This window comes from Mucilaginibacter antarcticus, from assembly GCF_042686155.1.
Classification (GTDB): Bacteria; Bacteroidota; Bacteroidia; order Sphingobacteriales; family Sphingobacteriaceae; genus Mucilaginibacter; species Mucilaginibacter antarcticus.
Map to the genome: position 1 here is coordinate 21,790 of NZ_JBHUON010000011.1, position 18,873 is coordinate 40,662.

The 18,873-nt window shown below is 43.1% G+C and carries 16 protein-coding genes; 11 read left to right on the forward strand and 5 right to left on the reverse strand.

What is annotated here, in order from left to right; genetic code table 11:
* Positions 1–71: 71 nt before the first annotated feature.
* Positions 72–1,619 (forward strand): sensor histidine kinase, encoded by a 1,548-nt coding sequence (locus tag ACFSYC_RS10655; protein ID WP_377126940.1) that lies wholly within the window; start codon positions 72–74, stop codon positions 1,617–1,619.
* Entirely contained in the window at positions 1,620–2,312 is a 693-nt protein-coding gene (locus tag ACFSYC_RS10660; protein WP_377126943.1) for a response regulator transcription factor, read from the forward strand.
* Positions 2,313–2,394: 82 nt separating this feature from the next.
* Here the strand turns inward: ACFSYC_RS10660 and bshA are convergent, their stop codons facing one another.
* A complete protein-coding gene (bshA, locus tag ACFSYC_RS10665) occupies positions 2,395–3,552 on the reverse strand; it encodes an N-acetyl-alpha-D-glucosaminyl L-malate synthase BshA (RefSeq protein ID WP_377126946.1) in 1,158 nt (385 codons plus the stop codon).
* Between the two features lie 133 nt (positions 3,553–3,685).
* On the opposite strand from bshA, the gene ACFSYC_RS10670 reads away from it, so the two are divergent.
* Positions 3,686–4,108: a VOC family protein gene (locus tag ACFSYC_RS10670; RefSeq protein ID WP_377126949.1), complete on the forward strand. Its 423-nt coding sequence runs from the start codon at positions 3,686–3,688 to the stop codon at positions 4,106–4,108.
* 78 nt (positions 4,109–4,186) lie between these two features.
* Here ACFSYC_RS10670 and ACFSYC_RS10675 read toward each other — a convergent pair whose 3' ends face one another.
* Positions 4,187–5,995: a serine hydrolase domain-containing protein gene (locus ACFSYC_RS10675; RefSeq protein WP_377126952.1), complete on the reverse strand. Its 1,809-nt coding sequence runs from the start codon at positions 5,993–5,995 to the stop codon at positions 4,187–4,189.
* Positions 5,982–7,613 carry an amidohydrolase gene (locus ACFSYC_RS10680; protein ID WP_377126955.1) on the reverse strand — a complete coding sequence of 544 codons (1,632 nt, stop codon included), beginning with the start codon at positions 7,611–7,613 and terminating at the stop codon, positions 5,982–5,984. Before ACFSYC_RS10680 ends, ACFSYC_RS10675 begins: the two co-directional genes overlap by 14 nt.
* Positions 7,614–7,833: 220 nt before the next feature.
* Between ACFSYC_RS10680 and mutL the strand changes: the two genes are divergently transcribed.
* The 6 genes from mutL to ACFSYC_RS10710 all read left to right on the forward strand — a co-directional run bounded on the left by mutL (position 7,834) and on the right by ACFSYC_RS10710 (position 14,921).
* Positions 7,834–9,714, forward strand: a complete 1,881-nt coding sequence (mutL, locus tag ACFSYC_RS10685) for a DNA mismatch repair endonuclease MutL (RefSeq protein ID WP_377126958.1) — start codon at positions 7,834–7,836, stop codon at positions 9,712–9,714.
* 26 nt (positions 9,715–9,740) lie between these two features.
* Positions 9,741–10,457 carry a rhomboid family intramembrane serine protease gene (locus ACFSYC_RS10690; protein WP_377126961.1) on the forward strand — a complete coding sequence of 239 codons (717 nt, stop codon included), beginning with the start codon at positions 9,741–9,743 and terminating at the stop codon, positions 10,455–10,457.
* Positions 10,458–10,499: 42 nt separating this feature from the next.
* Positions 10,500–11,330, forward strand: coding sequence for a rhomboid family intramembrane serine protease (locus ACFSYC_RS10695; protein WP_377126964.1), 831 nt, complete (start codon positions 10,500–10,502; stop codon positions 11,328–11,330).
* Positions 11,327–12,442, forward strand: coding sequence for an endonuclease/exonuclease/phosphatase family protein (locus ACFSYC_RS10700; RefSeq protein WP_377126967.1), 1,116 nt, complete (start codon positions 11,327–11,329; stop codon positions 12,440–12,442). Before ACFSYC_RS10695 ends, ACFSYC_RS10700 begins: the two co-directional genes overlap by 4 nt.
* 63 nt (positions 12,443–12,505) lie before the next feature.
* On the forward strand, positions 12,506–13,969 hold the full coding sequence (gene cysS / locus ACFSYC_RS10705) for a cysteine--tRNA ligase (RefSeq protein WP_377126969.1): 1,464 nt from the start codon (positions 12,506–12,508) through the stop codon (positions 13,967–13,969).
* Positions 13,970–14,057: 88 nt separating this feature from the next.
* Positions 14,058–14,921 carry a DUF4440 domain-containing protein gene (locus ACFSYC_RS10710; protein ID WP_377126972.1) on the forward strand — a complete coding sequence of 288 codons (864 nt, stop codon included), beginning with the start codon at positions 14,058–14,060 and terminating at the stop codon, positions 14,919–14,921.
* A gap of 138 nt (positions 14,922–15,059) precedes the next feature.
* Here ACFSYC_RS10710 and ACFSYC_RS10715 read toward each other — a convergent pair whose 3' ends face one another.
* The gene (locus ACFSYC_RS10715; RefSeq protein ID WP_377126975.1) at positions 15,060–16,022 is read right to left on the reverse strand and encodes an AAA family ATPase; all 963 of its coding nucleotides are present in this window, start codon (positions 16,020–16,022) and stop codon (positions 15,060–15,062) included.
* A gap of 8 nt (positions 16,023–16,030) precedes the next feature.
* Positions 16,031–17,410 carry a peptidylprolyl isomerase gene (locus tag ACFSYC_RS10720; RefSeq protein WP_377126977.1) on the reverse strand — a complete coding sequence of 460 codons (1,380 nt, stop codon included), beginning with the start codon at positions 17,408–17,410 and terminating at the stop codon, positions 16,031–16,033.
* A 175-nt stretch (positions 17,411–17,585) separates the two neighbouring features.
* Between ACFSYC_RS10720 and ACFSYC_RS10725 the strand changes: the two genes are divergently transcribed.
* Positions 17,586–18,218 carry a hypothetical protein gene (locus ACFSYC_RS10725; protein WP_377126980.1) on the forward strand — a complete coding sequence of 211 codons (633 nt, stop codon included), beginning with the start codon at positions 17,586–17,588 and terminating at the stop codon, positions 18,216–18,218.
* A gap of 2 nt (positions 18,219–18,220) precedes the next feature.
* Positions 18,221–18,814: a non-canonical purine NTP diphosphatase gene (locus ACFSYC_RS10730; RefSeq protein WP_377126983.1), complete on the forward strand. Its 594-nt coding sequence runs from the start codon at positions 18,221–18,223 to the stop codon at positions 18,812–18,814.
* Positions 18,815–18,873: the final 59 nt, after the last annotated feature.

The following is an 18,873-nucleotide window of genomic DNA, read 5'->3' on the forward strand; positions in this document are numbered from 1 at the left end:
TTAATGTATGTTAACAAAAAGGGCCGCTTTTACCGCCCTGCTATATCTTCGTTTCACCAATTAAAGTTGACATGAAGAGAAAACTAAACCTTATCCTTATAGCTATCACGCTGGCCATATTTGGCATTATGTTTTTCCAGGTCGACTGGACATTCAAGACGTTCAATGCCGAGTTAAACAGGCTAAATAAAAACGGCAATTATGCTTTAACTGAAGCATTGGATAGGCATAACAGCGAGCAGCGGAGTGCTGACTCGGCATATATTTATACCAACCTAAAAAAATGGGTGGATACAGTGAAGATGCATTATATTAATGATGGCGATTCGCTGCATATAGATCTGGATTATGTACATCCAAACATTGAGCATCCTACTATGCATACCGGCTACTACATGCATATTAGTATGCCGTCGCCAAATGGGGTTTCCATCATGTCGCCCAGTATGCTGAGCAATGGAAAACTTAATAATTCTGTAATACAAGTCAATCAAAAAAACATGCGTTTGGACGATTCGCTTTTGAAATTTTTTCATAGAAGCCCCTTTGTGGACGAGGAAAGATTTTTCTACGATTTGGAGCATTCAACCCCGGTTGCAGCGTTCAAAACAGATAGCGCGCGGATAATGAAATATTTTAAAGAACGCCTGCTATTGTATGGTATAAACGGCCTTGACCAAACAGCGCGCATTTGCTTTGCTGCATCAGATACGGTTAGCGCACCCCAATATGCTGTAGAAAAGTTTATTCCTTTCCGTCAAAATGTATTACACCGTTATCCAAATAAACAATGGGTGGGTTTCTATTTTCCGCACCGAAACACATGGGTAGCGAAAAAAATGATCTACAAGGTCGGTATTTCTGTGGCGTTAATATCACTACTGATACTGTCCTTTCAGTTCCTTATCAAGATCATCAAACAGCAAAAACAACTGGCCGATATAAAAGATGATTTTATAGATAACCTTACGCACGAATTCAAAACCCCAATTGCCACCATATCCGCCGCTATTGAGGGGATGCAAAAATTTAACGCATTAGAGAATAAGGAAAAAACGGAACGCTACCTTGAAATATCTAAAAGCGAACTCAACCGCTTAAATGATATGGTAACCAAGCTGCTCAATATATCTGTTTATGATAAAAATAACTTAACGCTTACCCTGCATGATGTAGATGTGACGGCGATGATTGATGAAATTGTAAGCATGGAAAAGTTTAGGGCGGTTAAACCCGTACAGTTTAATATTGATATAGCTGAAGGCGTTAAACAGGTGCCCGCCGACCCGCTGCATTTTAAAAACGCACTGATTAACCTGGTCGACAACGCCGTTAAATATTCAAAAGAGTCAGTGACTATTAGCATAACCGCCGTGAAAGAAAGCGGCTTTGCCTGCATCACTGTAAAAGATAACGGAATAGGCATACCATCCACCGAGGTAAAAAACGTATTCGACAAGTTTTACCGGGTGCCAACCGGCGATTTGCACAACGTAAAGGGCAGTGGGCTGGGCCTAAGTTATGTTCGGTCTGTAATTGAAGCGCACGGCGGCACCATAACAGTAAACAGCGAAATTAATGTACAAACAGCGTTCATCATTTCTATACCTTTAAAATAAATGAGCAACATTAAAGTTTTACTCGCCGAGGATGAGTCCTCCCTGGCACACATCGTTCGCGAAAGCCTGGAAGAGCGTGAGTACAAAGTTATTTTATGCCCTAACGGCAAGGTTGCTTTAGAACAGTATGAAGCACAGAAACCGGATATATTGGTACTTGATGTAATGATGCCGCTAATGGATGGCTTCGAAGTGGCGCGTAGGATAAGAGCGACGGACAGACAGACGCCTATCATTTTCCTGACCGCGAAATCGCAATCAAAAGATGTAGTAGCGGGCTTTGAGATTGGCGCCAACGACTATCTTAAAAAGCCTTTTAGTATTGAAGAATTGATTGTAAGGATACAAGTGCAGCTAAGCCGGGAGGGCGTGTTGTCGGCCCGGCCTTTGAACGAGACCGACATTTTTCAGTTTGCTGAATTTGTGTTCCGTCCGCGTAAAAATGTGGTCGAACAAGGCATCAATGTTACCCAACTCACGTCGCGCGAAAGCGAATTACTAAAAATGCTTTGCCAAAACCATCAGCAAGTTGTTAAGCGCAACGATATCCTGGAAAAAGTATGGGGTAGCGACAATTTTTTTAATGCTCGCAGCCTTGATGTGTTTATTACCAAGCTACGCAAACACCTGGCCGGCGACCCATCGGTACAGATCATTAATGTGCGGGGAATTGGGTATAAGCTGGTCTATTAACACCCAAAGGAATACCTTGACGCTCAACGGTTAAGCGTAGCGCCAACCAATGCTTAAGCAGCTCAACACGACGACCTGCTTTCTATTTCTTAGAACAACTTGCTGCTTTTGCCCGTGTCTTCTCTATTACCTCAACATAATAGCTTTCGTATAGCGGTAATATTTTGCTTAATTCAAATTCTTTGGCGCGAGCCAGGGCGTTTTCTTTAAACTGCGCCAGGCGGGCTTCGTCTTCCAGCATATAAATGGCTTTTTCGGCCATGCCATCAATGTCGCCAATGTCTTTTAAAAACCCGGTTACACCATCAACATTCAGTTCTGGCAAACCACCCGCGTTGGAGCTTAATACAGGCACCTTGCAAGCCATAGCTTCCAATGCTGCCAAACCAAAGCTTTCAGACTGCGATGGCATCAGGAAAAGGTCTGATACCGACAGAATTTCCTCAATAGCATCTTGCTTGCCTAAAAAACGCACATCATTAGCAACACCAAGGTCGCGGCATAATTGCTCGCATTCGCTCCGCTCCCCACCATCGCCTACCATCAAAAGTTTCGATGGTACTTTAGCGCGCACTTTGGCAAATATCTTTACTACATCATTAGTACGTTTTACCTTGCGGAAGTTTGAAGTATGAATCAGTATCTTTTCACCCTCGGGCGCTATAGCCTTCTTAAAGTGATCTTTAGCCTGCAAATTGAAGCGCTTTAAATCAATAAAGTTGGGTATCACACGGATATCGTTCTCTATCTCAAAAAACTCATAGGTGTCTTTGCGCAGATTCTCAGAAACCGCGGTAACACCGTCAGACTGATTAATAGAAAAGGTTACTACCGGTTTGTAGGTGCGGTCTTTACCTACCAAAGTAATATCAGTACCGTGCAACGTGGTTACAACCGGGATGTACACACCATATGTTTGCAGTATCTGCTTAGCCATAAACGCTGCCGAAGCATGAGGTATAGCGTAATGCACATGCAATATGTCCAACTTTTCAAACCGTACCACATCAACCAGGCGACTGGCTAGGGCAAGTTCATAAGGCGGATAGTCAAACAGCGGATATTTAGATACGGACACCTCGTGATAAAACAGGTTTTCCGAAAAGAAATCCAATCGGGCGGGTTGGTTATAAGTGATAAAATGCACCTGGTGACCGTTATCGGCAAGGGCCTTACCCAACTCTGTGGCTACAACCCCGCTACCGCCGAAGGTAGGGTAACAAACTATTCCGATTTTCATCTATTGCAGATCGTGATAAATTATGTGCAAGTTTAACAGCAATAAACGGGAATAGTGTTTGCCATTTGTAATAATAATGTGATGAGCTTAACACTAAGCGCAGGTTTTGCCGTTTATTATAAATACTTGAATTATGGAAAGCGCTATAAACATAGATATTAAAGCTATACAACACATTGGCATACCGGTTACTAATATTGTTAATTCGGCCATATTTTACAGTAAGTTGGGTTTTGCTAACGCGATGGAAAGACCATTCGTCCATAATGGCGAACAAGGCACTTGTGTAATGATGAGACGCGGAGATATGATCATTGAATTATACCAGATGCCGGATAGTGTACTGCCCGAAATAGCATCGCGAAAAGACGGACACATAGACCACGTAGCCTTTGATGTGCCTGATATTGACGATGCCTATGCTACCGTGAAGGCCGGCGGTTTCAACATTCTTGAACCAGCGCCGGTATTTTTACAATTCTGGCGAAACGGCTGTAAGTACTTTAACATCACCGGACCTGATGGAGAGCGGTTAGAATTTAACCAAATATTATAGCCTTACCGAAAACCCTCCCCGGAATGAGGGCGTTAATAAATATAAAAGTCTCCCCTGCCGGGGGAGATTTAGAGGGGGCTACAACCCCTTCGCAATAGCCTTATAAACCACGTCTTGTATCCGTGGCCTTATGTTAAGGCTACCTAGTCTGCTGCTCACCGTTGGGTAGGTACGGTTTGACAAAAAGACATATACCAGGTTATTTTTAGGGTCAACCCAAACGCAGGTGCCGGTATAGCCTGTATGCCCGTAGGTTTGTGGCGATGCCATCTCTGATGGGTATTTGCGCTCGGCAATGGGGTCCCACATATCAAAACCATAACCACGGCGGCTTATAGGCGATTGCTTCGAAGTAAACAGCTCAACCGTTTGTGGTTTTAAAAATATGTCGCCGCCATAGCTGCCTTTATTTAGCAGCATCTGGTATAAAATAGCTACGTCATTAGCGCTGCCAAATAAGCCCGCATGCCCTGCCACACCACCCATAAGCGCGGCGGTCGGGTCGTTTACATAACCCACTAACTCAGACTTACGATACACAGGGTCAACTTCTGACGGGATGATCTGGCTTTCGGGAAAACGGTACAGCGGTAAAAAGTCTGCAGTTTGCATGCTCAGCCGGTTATAAAATTGCTGCTGGGTATAAACATTGATGGGTGTTTGGGTAATACCCTCAATAATTTGCTGCATAAACAACATGCCCACATCGCTGTAAACATATTGCCCGCGCGTTCTAACCGCCGAGTAATACATGGCCGGCAGCATAATGTCTTTGTAATAATCTTTACGTAAAAAGTAATTGTTGTTAACCTTTACCGGGAAAGCAGCCGACGAATCGACCGTATGGTCGGTTGGTTTGATAACACCAAAAGTTGATATATCAGGTATTAACCCGGCCTGGTGCATCAATAATTCGCGCACTTGGATATTTGCTTTATTGCTATTGCGCGCCAGCGGCAGGTAATAGGCCATAGTCGAGTCAATATTTAGCTTACCTTCTTCATAAAGCTTCATAGCTGCAATAGTAGTCGCCGATGTTTTGGTCATTGATGCCAGGTCGAAAATATCAGTGATCTTGTCCGGGGCGTCAGCGCTATAAGTATGATAACCGTAAGCTTTGTTAAATATTACCTTACCATCTTTTGCCACTAATACCACGCAGCCCGGTGTGGCGTGGGCATTCATGGCTTCTTTGGCAATTTTGTCAATATCCTGCAGGTTGTTCGTGTTAATTCCGGCTGCCTCGGGCACGGTATATTGAAGGCGGGTTTTTTCGGTTGTAGAACCCATGCCGGAGCGATAGCGCTGGGTGATACTAGTAGCCAGCTTTTGTGTAACAGCTACCCCGCCAAAAATAGCCTGGGCGCTATAGTACGCGGCAATAGCCGACTCGCGCTCAGCATATAGTATCGGCGCTGTAACCTCGTCTATCAGCGATAATTTCCCCCCGTTACCAAAGTAAGCTATTATTACGTTTTTTACTTTTTGGTTATCGGTTATCAGTTTAATCAATTGCTGGTTGTTAAGATCGGGCTCGGTTAGTTGAAAGATTATTGTGTTAAAAGGGCGCAGATCAACGGCCAGGTAACCCGATTGCTTTCCCTTATCATAGCTGGCTACGCTGATAGATGTTACCCGGGTATACTTGTTAAGCAAACTGTCAAAGCCGGCAGCCTGGGGGTTTGACAAATGGATACTGGCAATTTTAAGATTACCAATATTACGCAGGGGTATCATATTATTGGTATTATTAAACAATACGGTGGACTGTTGAGCCAGTTGTTCTTCTTTTAAATAATTGAGCCCGCTTGTTTGTGCGCAGGCGGTATTAAATAAAGTAAATACTAATAAAATTAAAAGTAAGCAGTGCGGCTTATTTTTTCTCATACACCTTCTCTCCGTTTATGTAGGTTTTTAATACGTTAGTTTTTGGCAAATCGGCGGTTTTGGCCTTCATCAAATCGTTATCTAATATCACAAAATCTGCATATTTACCCACCTCTATGCTACCTTTTTCTTTTTCTTCAAAATTAGCTTTAGCGGCCCAAATGGTCATGCCCCTCAAGGTCTGTTCGCGGCTTAAAGCGTTCGCCATCTGGAAACCTTTTTCAGGAAATCCTTTCAGATCCTTACGCGCAACAGCGGCATAAAAGGTGTAAAAAGGATTAATGTTCTCTACCGGGAAGTCTGTGCCTAAAGCTATCCAGCCGTTTTGTTTTAAAAGGTCTTTAAAAGCGTAGGCGGTTTTTAAACGCCCTGCACCCAAACGTTGCCCTGCCCAATACATATCAGATGTAGCATGAGTAGGTTGCACCGATGGTATGATGTTATTATCACCAAACATTTTCACATCATCGGGCGATACTATCTGGGCGTGTTCAATGCGCCAGCGCTTGTCGTTTTTACCTTTTAATACTGTGGCATATATATTCAATATCGCACGGTTGGCCGAGTCGCCAATAGCATGGGTGCACATCTGAAAGCCTTTGTCGGCTATCATTTTGGCTACTTCTTCAAAGTGCTGTTTAGTACTTAGCAAAAAACCGCTTGACGCAGGCTGATCAGTATAAGGTTTCAGCAAACACGCGCCGCGAGATCCAAGGGCGCCATCGCCGTAAACCTTAAACGCGCGCACATTAAGGCGTGGCGTTTTAAAAATGCCGCGCTTAAACAAATAGTTATAGTTTTCTTGCTTATCGGCCAGCATCAGATACATGCGCATCTTTAGCGAACCTTGTTTTTGCATTGCGGCAATGGTATTTACCATAGTAAAAGGCAGGCCGCAGTCATCAACCGTTGTTAAGCCAACAGCAAAGCAGTTTTGTTGAGCGCTTATTAAAGCGCTTTGGGTAAGCTGTTCTGTAGGGTCAGGTATTTTACTTATAACGATACCGATTGCGTTATCTATTAACAACCCGGTAAGTTTACCGTCAATAGTTTCAATTTCGCCCCCCGCGATTTTTTGCCCTGGTTTTATACCAGCCACATTAAGTGCGGCTTGATTAACAATTGCGGCGTGGCCGTCTACCCGGTTCAATATCACCGGCCGAACCGGGAACAGCGAATCCAACTTTGCTTTGTCCGGGAACTTTTTGCCCGCCCATAAGTTTTGATCCCAACCATTCCCTATCACCCACCCGTCGGGATTACGGTCGGCAAATACCTGAACGCTGTCCACAACCTGACTCCAGCTGGTCATCTCCTTCAAAGGTACTTGCTGTAAACCCAGTCCGTATTCGTAAAAATGCGTGTGGGCATCAATAAAACCGGGGTAAACGGTTTTCCCCTGTGCATCTACAACCTCGCGCGCCAGGTATTTATCTTCTAAGGAATCAATATCGCCGACGGCAATAATTTTACCCTTATTCACTACAAAGGCATTGGCTTTACTAAAAGCACTGTCAACCGTATAAACTATGGCATTCTTTATTAACAGATCGGCATTGTAATTCTTTTGTTTACAGGCTGCAAGCAAAAGCAGCATTACGGGCCAAAGTTTTTTCATAGATGGATGTGGGCTAGCGCTAAATAAAGGATAAACAATGATAAAGCAGTAAAGTTAGTTGTTAAATGATAATTTGCGCTGAAGAGGGGTTTACGGTCATTCTAAACGATGGACTTGAAATCCCTCTTTTAAGGATAAAAAACAGGAAAACTTGTGCCGTCAAATGCCTAATTTAGCGGCGATAAAATCCCGCACTTTCGGGAGGAGAGAAATTTCACAGATGTCAGATATAATTCAGCTTTTACCAGATTCCGTTGCCAACCAGATCGCCGCAGGCGAGGTGGTACAGCGGCCCTCATCTGCAGTGAAAGAACTGATAGAGAACGCCATAGATGCTGGGGCTGATAAAATACAATTGATAGTTAAAGATGCTGGCAAGGCCTTGCTACAGGTTATTGATAACGGCTGCGGCATGAGCGGTACAGACGCACGTATGTCTTTTGAACGCCATGCCACATCAAAAATTAAAAAAGCCGAAGACCTGTTTGCCATACGCACCATGGGTTTCAGGGGCGAGGCCATGGCATCAATAGCGGCTATTGCTCAGGTTGAGCTTAAAACCCGGCGCCATGAAGACGAACTGGGTACACAAATTTTTATTGAGGGCTCTGAGGTTATTAAGCAAGAACCTTGTTCGGCAGTAGCGGGCACATCTATATGTGTTAAAAACCTTTTTTATAACATCCCGGCGCGCCGTAATTTTTTAAAAAGCAACCCTGTGGAGATGCGTCATATCATAGATGAGTTTCAACGGGTCGCTTTGGCTCACCCTGCCATATTTTTCACCCTTCATCATGATGGGCAAGAGGTTTATCACCTGCCGGCTACAAGCTTAAAACAGCGCATTATCCACCTGTTTGGCAATAACTACAACCAACGGCTGGTACCTGTGGAAGAGGACACCACCATTATTAACCTGCGTGGCTTTGTGGGCAAACCCGAATTTGCCAAACGAACCCGCGGCGAGCAGTTCTTTTTTGTAAACAATCGTTTTATTAAAGATCCGTACTTAAACCACGCAGTATTAACCGCTTTTGAAGATTTACTGCCGGATGATACCTACCCATTGTATGTATTGTTTATTGAGATAGATCCCTCAAAAATTGATATTAACGTACATCCTACAAAAACTGAAATAAAATACCAGGACGAGAAGGCTATTTACGCCATTATCCGCTCGGCGGTAAAACGTTCTTTAGGCCGGTACAATATCACACCAAGTTTAGACTTTGACCAGGAGAACAGCATTGAACACCTGATAACACCAAAGCCTTTTGCAGAGATTGTTGCCCCGGTTATTGCTTTCAACCCCAACTTTAACCCTTTTGCCAAAGCCGAACGCGAGTTGCCTTTTTTAAGAGAGACAGAAAAGAGCACTGGCGGCAGTAGCAACGTTGGATATAACCCTAAAAGCAACTCCTTCCCTAATAACTGGGATACATTATATGAAATAAGCCAGCGCGAAACAGCGGTGCAGCAGCAAATGCACGTTGAAGAAACTGTTGCGGTAAATGAGCAGGAAATTACTAAATCAACTGACAGGCAGTTTTTTCAGATCCATAACCGCTTTATCATGTCGCAAATAAAGTCTGGCTTTATGCTAATTAGCCAGCAAGCCGCCCATGAGCGCATTTTATATGAGCGGTTTTTACAGCAGCTGCAAAACCACTCGGGGGTAAGTCAGCAAAGTTTATTCCCTCAGTCGGTTACACTAAATGGTGCCGATTATGAGTTATTGAGAGAGTTATTGCCCGACATTCGTGCACTGGGTTTTGATATCCGCGAGTTTGGTAAAAATACTGTTGTGGTTGAGGGCATACCTGCCGAATTGAACAATGTAGGTGAACATGAATTATTGGAGCGTTTGCTTGAAGGATTTAAAAACAACCTATCTATTTTAAAAATGGACAAGCGCGATAATCTTGCCCGCTCACTAGCCCGCAACGCCGCCATTAAGGCTGGCGCCAAGCTGTCTCAGGAAGAGATGAATCAACTGACCGACCAGCTGTTTGCCTGCCAAATGCCTAATGTGGCATTAAATGGCAAGCCTGTAATTAGTACTTTTACTTTAAACGAATTATTAGAGCGGTTTGAAAAATAACGCCAGATAAAAACATACGCCTATAAATGATGCAATCCCCATTCGCCAACCTGCCTTCGATCACTAAGAACCTGCTGATCATAAATATTATATGCTTTTTGCCTTTTTTAGTTTTTAGTGGCGCGCAAACCGAGCAGCTGTATAACCTGATGTCGGCGCATTACTTTGATTCGCCATTATTTAAGCCTTGGCAACCACTTACTTATATGTTCTTTCATGGTGGCTGGATGCATATTATCTTTAATATGTTTGCCTTATATTCTTTTGGTTCGATATTAGAAAACAGTATGGGGCCTAAGCGCTTCATCAGTTTTTACTTTATCTGTGGCTTAGGCGGCATAGCCCTGCAGATGCTGGTACAGGCTATTGAGGTACACGGTATTTTAGGTACGTTTACAACGCCGGATATAGAGGCTACTTTTAATCGTATCCCCTATGCCGATGCCAAGAAACTGGCAGGTATATACTTTTCATCAATGGTTGGGGCATCGGGCGCTATATATGGCCTGTTGTTGGCATTTGCAATGATGTATCCTAATGCCGAACTGATGATTATGTTTATACCAGTACCGGTAAAAGCAAAATACATTATGCCAGCCTACATACTGCTTGAATTGTTTTTAGGCATACAGCAGTTTGGTGGCGATAATATAGCCCACTTTGCTCATCTTGGCGGTGTAGTGTTAGGGTTTATATTAGTAAAAGCGTGGCGCTTACAAAGCCCGGGGAATTATAGATACTAAGACTTTTTAGCGATGACGTTCTGGCAAAATATATATTACAAAATGTTTAAATCGGGCAGTAAACTGTACCTGCTTATAGGCATTAATGTGTTTGTGTTTTTGCTTTTTGGTGTGTTAAGCGTACTTGAAAAACTAACTTTACGCACCAATTATGTTACGGCCTATACATATGAGTATCTGGCCATGCCCGCTTATTTGCCTAAATTGCTTGTTAGGTTTTGGACACCATTAAGCTACATGTTTATGCATGCCGATTTTTGGCATGTATTATTTAATATGATGTGGCTATTTTGGATAGGGCAGATCTTTGAAGAGTTTTTAGGCAACAAACGCATTTTAGGTTTATATCTTTTAGGCGGCCTTGCAGGCGCGGTAGTATTTATTGCCGGTTATAACCTGTTCCCGCTGCTTTCTAATAGCACCGTTCTGTTAACAAGTAATGTCGTAGGCGCATCGGCTTGTGTAATGGCGGTAACGGCAGGCGCGGCCACCATAGCGCCAAACTATGCCATAATGTTATTTGGGGTAATCCCCGTTAAACTTAAATGGATAGCTATAATTTATGCAGTATTAGGGTTTTTGGGAATGGTTGGTAGTAATGCCGGTGGGCAGATGGCACACCTTGGAGGCCTGATATTTGGCTTCATCTACGTGAAACAACTGCAAAAAGGCCGTGATGTGGTAGCGGCAATCGCCGGTTTATTTAAACCCAAATCGAAACTTAAAGTGGCATCAACTAACAGGGATAAAGTGTCTAATAATACACCACGCCAGGACGAGATAGACCACATCCTTGATAAAATATCTACCACAGGATATGATAACCTGAGCAAACAAGAAAAGGAAACACTATTTCGCGCCAGCAAAAAATGAAAAAAAAGCAACAGCATACGCTGCCTTTTATTGACAAGGTTTTTTTATGCCTAACCATTGGCTTATGCCTGGCTCTGCTATTAAGCTACGTTGCGTCGTTTACCGATCCAAAAAAGATATGGCTTATCGCGTTTTTTGGTTTGGCATACCCGCCGTTATTGCTGGTAAACCTATTAATGGTAACATACTGGGCCTTGCGTAAAAGCAAGCTTATTTTACTACCCCTGTTAACTATACTTTGTGGCTTTGGCATATTGCAAAACAACATCGGGTTCAGATTATCAAGTAAGGCCATAAAGCCTGCCGACACTAATGCCATCCGGGTAATGACTTACAATGTACACGATTTTAAAAAATACGGTGCAGGTAAAGAAATAGCTGTAAAAACGGGCATCTTGGATGCCATAGCAGCTGAGCAACCGGATATAATTGGGATTCAGGAATTTTATACCCGTAAACGAGGGGAGTACGCAATGGTTGATTCGTTAAAACGCATCATGCAATCAAACAACTATTACTATGAAAATTTTGGGGGTAGTGAAGAAGAAATAATGGGGATCGCTATTTTTTCAAGGTATCCTATTGTATCCAAAGGTATGATCCAGTTATCAGACATAAATAACGGAAATCAGTGTTTATATATTGATGTTAAAAAAAACAAAAAAACCATTCGGTTCTACAGCGTTCACCTACAGTCTATTAGTTTTGGTTCAGAAGACTACCGTTATTTAGATACAGTGATCAAAAAAGGCAAAGCCGATCTGGAGTCAACAAAACGTTTGGGTGGTAAAATTAAGCGGGCATTTATTAAACGCAGCGAACAGGTGCTTCTTGTTAAAACCCACGCCCGACAATGTCCATACCCTTATATTATTGCAGGTGATTTTAACGATACACCATCCTCTTTTGCGGTAAATCAAATGGCGAAGGGGCTAAAAAACACCTTTCGCGAAAAGGGCTCGGGCATGGGCAGAACCTATAATGGCGATTTTCCGAACTATCAGATAGATTATATTATGACTACCTCGCAATTTGATGTGACGGGCTATCGTATCATAGAAAAAAAACTCTCAGACCATTACCCGGTATGTGCTGACCTGGTGTTGAGGTAATAGATCGGTCATATCAACCTAACAACTATTCACCAAACCACAAAAAATTGTAAGTTTGCCATCATGCAGCAAAATTTATCTGTTTATAATACTTTAACACGTAAAAAAGAGGAGTTTAAGCCCCTTAACGCGCCGCACGTTGGCATGTATGTTTGCGGCCCTACCGTTTATAGCGATGTGCATATGGGTAACTGCCGTACCTATATATCCTTCGATTTGATTTTCAGATATCTTTTGCTGTTGGGTTATAAAGTACGCTATGTACGTAACATCACTGATGCAGGGCATTTGGAGGGTGATGCTGGCGACGAGGGTGAAGATAAAATTTCAAAAAAAGCCAAACTGGCCAAGCTTGAGCCAATGGAAATTGTGCAAAAGTATTCGGTAGGGTTCCACAATGTGATGCAGATATTGAATACCCTGCCCCCAAGCATTGAGCCCACGGCAACAGGCCACATTATTGAGCAGATAGCAATGGTGGAAGCGATATTGGCCCAGGGGTTTGCCTATGAGATTAATGGAACCGTTTATTTCGACGTTGAAAAATATAACCAAACGCAAAATTATGGGATATTAAATGGCCGCAACCTCGAAGATTTACTGGTGAACACCCGCACACTGGGTGGACAGAATGAAAAACGCGGTCCCCTTGATTTTGCGCTTTGGATAAAAGCCAAACCCGAGCATTTAATGCAGTGGCCTTCGCCGTGGGGCAACGGTTTCCCGGGTTGGCATCTGGAATGTTCTGCCATGAGCCAAAAATACTTAGGCGAACAATTTGACATCCACGGTGGCGGTATGGACCTGGCGCCGACGCACCATACTAACGAAATAGCCCAAAACGTGGCTTGCTGCGGTAAAAACCCGGCTACTTACTGGGTGCATACCAATATGCTGACCGTTAACGGGCAAAAAATGTCAAAATCATTAGGCAATAGTTTTTTACCCGATGAACTTTTTACCGGTAACAACACCATACTTGACAAGGCATATAGCCCCATGACGGTGCGCTTTTTTATGTTACAGGCACACTATCGCAGTACCTTAGACTTTGGCAACGAGGCAATGGAAGCATCCGAAAAAGGCTTTAAGCGCTTAATGAATGCCATAGGCTTGTTGGACGGCTTGAAAGCGACTAACGCCACAGACGTTGACGCTGCGGCTTTACAGCAACGCTGCTACGATGCCATGAATGACGATTTTAATAGCCCCGTTTTAATAGCCGAACTTTTTGAGGCATCGCGTATTATCAATTCTGTTAACGATGGTAAATTGAAGATAGACGCTGTTAATCTTGAAATCATAAAAAACATAATCAAACTATTTGTGTTTGATGTGTTGGGTTTAAAAAACGAACAGGCTGCTAATGATGACCTGCCTAAAGTTTTAAGCCTGGTAGTTGATCTGCGTAACGAGGCTAAGGCAAACAAAGACTACGCTACATCTGACAAAATCAGAGATGGCCTGCAGAAAATAGGCTTCCAGCTAAAAGACAGTAAAGAAGGAACAAACTGGAGTAAAATTTAATCTAATAATCAACGTTATAAAAGCTGATAACTCCCCGCCCTTAAAAGCGGGCATATTTAAGTAAAATCCCCCCTAACTCACACCACACATGAAAAAAATCGTATTAGCTGCCATCTGTTTTACATTTATTAGCGCTGTAGCGGCTGCTCAAGCCCCTGCTAAAGTTGGTAAAGTAGTTGAAGCCGAAGAAAGCTTTAATAAATTGGTTGCAAAAAAAGGAATGAAAGAAGCCTTTTTATCTGTAGCCGACCAGGACGGTATAGTGTTTAGACCCGGGCCCGTTAAGATCACTGATTTTTACTCGAACATTGATAAGCAGCCCGGCCTTTTACAATGGACCCCAAAATTTGCCCGTACTTCGCATGGCGGCGATCTGGCTTTTACAGCCGGACCATATACTTACGCAAATGGCAAGGCCGATGACGATAAAGTTTATGGCGACTATGTGTCTATCTGGCGCGGTGATGGCGAAGGCAAATACAAGCTGCTGATGGATTTGGGTATACAACACCCCGAGCCTGAAAAAGAAGAGCTTATTGATTTTAAAGAGCCCGACGAGTCGAAAAAACCGACTGCAAATAAAGACCCGTTTAACGGCAAAACCATTATCATTAATACTGATAAGGTATTTAATCAAACCCTGGGCATGTCAGCACTAGGCGCTTATAAAGAGTTTTTAAGCCCAGAGGCCCGTTACTATTTCCCTGGTTTTGAGCCTATTACCGGTACTGATAAAATATTAAAGTTTTTAAACAATCAAGCCATCAGCATTACTGCAGACAACATTAGCGGTGCCCGCTCTATCACTAATGATCTGGCTTATACCTATGGCCGCGCCCGTATTAAAAAAGGCAACATTGTAAGTAATTACCATTACGTACGTATCTGGGAAGTAGATGCTGCACACAAATGGAATGTATTGTTAGAGATCTTCGCAGCGGTAGAGAACTAATAGTGAAGATTTGTGATTGAAGATTAAAGATTTGAGCCCCTCACGGCTATTAAACAAAAAGGCGAACCATACTGGTTCGCCTTTTTGTTTGTCACAAGTATTTCCAATCTTTAATCTTGAAATACCAATCTTCTAAGACTAAAATAGTTGGGTTACAATATCATCTGTAGACAAGCCTTCTGCTTCTGCATGGTAGCTGCGTACTATACGGTGGCTTAATATTGGTTTGGCTACGGCTTGTACATCTTCAATATCCGGCGAGTACTTACCATTGATCACAGCATGGCATTTAGCCCCCAGGATCAAAAATTGCGATGCACGCGGGCCAGCGCCCCAGTTTAATAAACGCTTAACGTTAGGGCCTGCAAACTCGCCATCGGGGCGGGTTTTAGCTACCAGTTTAACCGCATACTCCAACACATTGTCGGCAATAGGGATGTTGCGCACCAATTGCTGAAAGTAGATGATTTGCTCACCGTTTAATATTTTAGATACACTTTGCTTAAGGGTGCTGGTAGTATTTTTAACAATCTCCAGCTCCTCTGCAAACGATGGGTAGTTTAACGACACCTTGAACATAAAACGGTCAAGCTGTGCCTCGGGCAACGGATAAGTCCCTTCTTGTTCTATCGGATTCTGCGTAGCCAGTACAAAGAAAGGCTGTGCCAGTTTATGCGTAACACCGGCAGCAGTAACCGATTTTTCCTGCATAGCTTCTAACAGCGCGGCCTGGGTTTTAGGCGGCGTACGGTTAATCTCATCAGCAAGGATAATGTTTGAGAATACAGGACCCGGTATAAACTTAAAATTACGGTCCTCGCCCAATATTTCAGACCCGATGATGTCCGACGGCATCAAATCCGGCGTAAACTGTATACGGTTAAAATCAAGGTCGAGCACCTGCGATACGGTTTGCACCAGTAACGTTTTTGCCAGCCCCGGCACACCTACCAATAAACAATGCCCATTACTAAAAATGGATATCAATACAAATTTTACAACCTCATCCTGCCCGACTATTACTTTACTTATCTCTGATCGTATTTGTTGGTAAGCCAGTTTTAAAGCATCTGCTGCTTCTACATCGGATTTGTGTTGCATAATATATGTTATGGTTTTACCTGTGCGCTCTCTACTACTGGTGTGGCCCATCCGGTTAATACAGGGCAAGCCTGGTATTGCGGATCTATTTTGATGTACGTTTCTTTACGTTTTTTAGCAAACCACTGGCTAATAGTTCTTGCTGTTTTATCTTCGGTTGCAAACTGCTTTATCTTCGGAAAATCTTGCTCCAAGTTTGCTTTGTGCGCGTTGGTTACAGATTTTAGGTAAAATATGCGGTAGCTTGATTTGCCGCTACGTGCATCAGTATATACTATCGGTTTTGATATACTACCCACCTTCATGGTGTCAATAACTGCCGCAATTTGCGGGTCTAATTTATCAGTAGGGATAATAGTAGTACGCGATTCGCCTTCAGGGTTTAATATCAGGCCACCGTTGTATTTGGTTTCTTTGCTATCAGAGTATAGCGAAGCTGCTGTAGCGAAAAAATCAACCTTGTTATCTTTGCTTAATAAATTAAACACGGTATCGGCTTTGCCTTTTGTGCGTTCAAGGCTGGCTGCTGTAAAAGGTGGCGAAATTAAAATGTGACGTGTATGGACCTGTTCGCCACGGCGCTCCAACACCTGCAGAAAGAAGAAACCATAATCAGGGCTTTCAAACACCGGCGAATACTCGCCCGCCTTTAGCTTAAAGGCCCAACCTGTATACTCTTTAATAAACTGGTTCCTGTCATTAAAACCGGCGTCGCCGCCTTGTGATGCCGAACCCGGATCTTGTGAATAGGTGGTTGCAAGGGTACCGAAATCTTCGCCCTTTTTTATCCTGTCTAATAAAGCCTGCGATTTTTCGCGATAAATGTCCTTCTCTTCCTTGCTTAGCTTTGGTTCAAACACGATCTCGGCTACCTCAACTTCTTTATTAAAAGTTGGTAAGCTATCTTTTGGTATCTTATTAAAATAATCTTTAACATCCTGAGGGGTGGTATTCAGCTTTTCGGTGATATGTCCCTTCATCCTTTCGGCCAACATGATCTCTCTAACATCGTTCTGTATATCCTCTTTATATTGCAGGATAGAACGGCCCAAATAAGCCTCTACTTTGTCTTGCCCACCAGCCTTCTGTATCATGTAACGCATACGGCGGTCAACATCTGCCTCTACGTCCTCTTGTTTTACCACAATACTATCAATAGCGGCCTGCTGGATCAATAATTTTTGCGTTATTAAGCTTTGCGCAAGCATGCATTTATCAGGGTGCGCATTTTGCATAATGTATTGGGTATTCATTAACTCAATATCCGACTGCAATATCACGCTGTTACCTACTACGGCAACAATTTTATCTAACACCCTCTTTTGCTGCGCATTAGCGGCAGCCGCAAACAAAACTGTACTTAGTATAACAATCCCAAACTTTCTCATTTATCCTTTTTAAATATGCTGCGTAGAAAACGCAAAAAAACGTGCCCGAATTTCGGTAAAAATAATCAATTATAAAGCCTCTTAACTCCTTTAAACACAGCACGGATTTATAATAATGCGAATATGCCAATAAAGCATCAAACACTTTAACTATTTTTGGTTAAAATTTGTTAAAGTGAGAGCAGAAAACCAGGCAGCGTTACGCTATATTTTACTAGACGATATCTACCTGCTGCAAAGCGATAAGACCGATCTGAAAAATAGCACAAGTACGCCTGTTGAAACCCAACCCGCTGACGCTACACCAATCGCAACAAAACAAATTGAACCTGTGGCTCAAACGCCGGTATTAACCCCACCAGTTGAAACCAAACAGCCGGATATTGCAGCTCAAACGCCCGTCATTTCAGCTTTAACACAAACGCCGGCGCCGGCTTATAATTATCTGGGTGGTAATAAAAAACAGTTTCTGATACTGACTAACTATACTACCGCGGAGTTTATAGCGGCAGATCACCTCTCTGCATTACAGAATATTCTAAAACGCCTGGAGTACGGCTTAGACGATGTGGCCATCTTCAACGTTCATCAATCAGGTTATACCATTATTGACCTGGTAAATTATTTTAAACCCGAAAAACTTTTGATTTTGGGGGAGGCCGCTGTGCCGCCCGGCATGGGTTTACCACCACTTAATCAGCCTAAAAAAATGAAAAGCGGGCTGTTGCTGCGTAGTTTTAGTTTTGATGAGATGATGGCCAGTACCGACAATAAAAAAGCTTTTTGGGAACAAGTTAAAAATCTGTAATAATGCCACAATTAGTTTTTGCTACCAATAACGCTCACAAGCTTGAAGAGGTTGCCGCCATATTAAAGCAAGATAGCAACCAGGAGCCTATACAACTACTCAGCCTGAATGACATTAACTGCCACGACGATATTGAAGAAACCGGCACCACGTTTAACCAAAACGCGTCGATAAAAAGCCATCATATTTATAATAAGTACCGCGTTAATTGTTTTGGCGATGACAGCGGATTAGAGATTGACGCCCTTAACGGCGATCCCGGTGTTTACTCGGCACGTTATGCGGGCGAGCATGGCAATCACGCTGCCCACATGGTTAAGGTTTTAAAAAGTCTGGAAGGTATTGATAAACGCAAAGCACGTTTCCGGACAGTAATATCGCTGGTTTGGAACGGTGAAGAACACTTTTTTGAAGGAACAGTTGAGGGTACTATCCGCCACGAGCTAGCTGGTACCGCCGGCTTTGGTTATGACCCAATTTTTCAACCCGATGGCTACGACATTACGTTCGCCGAAATGACAATGGCGCAAAAAAACGCTATCAGTCACCGGGCTGTAGCAGTTGAAAAGTTGGTTGAATTTTTAAAGCGTTTGTAAGTAAATACCTGTCACCCCAAAGAGCCGAAGGTGGCATGCGCACGGAGAGGAAGACAAAT